The following is a 397-nucleotide window of genomic DNA, read 5'->3' on the forward strand; positions in this document are numbered from 1 at the left end:
ACCTCCATATCCCCGAATATGCCTTCGGAACATGGCGAAATCACGACGTGATGCGCAAGCGCAAACTCTTGCTCAATAAGCGTGAGATCGCCAAGCTGTCCCGCGAGGTGGACGGTCCGGGCAAAACGATCGTTCCATTGCAGCTCTACTTCAAGGACGGCTACGCCAAGGTCGAGATTGCCGTTGGCACTGGTAAGCGGGACTGGGATAAGCGCCAGGCGATCCGCGAACGCGATGCCAAGCGTGAAGCTCAGCGAGCTCTGGCAAATCGGGTGCGCAACCGTAAACGCTGAATCTTTGATGGCCGCCGTCGCACGTATAGGTGCGGGGTGGCCGTTCTTGATCACATTGTGAGTCGGGGTTGGTCTCGTGGGCGATCAAGTGTATAAATATGCAC

General features: G+C 56.7%; 1 protein-coding gene. It reads left to right on the plus strand.

Annotation, left to right across the window (positions count from 1 at the left end; translation table 11 throughout):
• On the plus strand, positions 1-293 hold a 293-nt coding region (locus tag CBF90_RS16810; RefSeq protein WP_141097234.1), incomplete at its 5' end, for an SsrA-binding protein.
• Positions 294-397 lie beyond the last annotated feature (104 nt).

The organism is Microbacterium sp. AISO3 (assembly GCF_002204305.1).
GTDB lineage: Bacteria > Actinomycetota > Actinomycetes > Actinomycetales > Microbacteriaceae > Microbacterium > Microbacterium arborescens.